This window comes from Vallitalea sediminicola (assembly GCF_054408565.1).
In genome coordinates this window covers 1-206 of the sequence record NZ_BTPT01000092.1, presented here as the reverse complement: position 1 = coordinate 206, position 206 = coordinate 1, and the positions used below count along the sequence as shown (strand labels likewise).

Here is a 206-nt window from a genome sequence, read left to right as displayed (position 1 = left end):
GTCTCTATTATCTAAAGCTGTCGCTCCTGCATCGTTATATTCTCCACCATAAATTACTTCTTCTGAAGTATTTCCTACTAGAGTTATTACTGGAGCTTCTTCGTCTTCTTTCACCACTACTGTTCTTGTAACCTCTTGCGCTTGATTACCTTTTTCGTCTGATACATTGTAATGGTAAATATATGTTCCTGGAGATTCCTCATCCA

1 protein-coding gene is annotated in these 206 nt (G+C 37.9%); it reads right to left on the bottom strand.

All coding sequences use genetic code 11. The annotated features are described in order from the left end of the window. A partial coding sequence (locus ACX6CF_RS25065; RefSeq protein WP_458788119.1) for a hypothetical protein occupies positions 1 to 206 on the bottom strand: 206 nt, incomplete at both ends.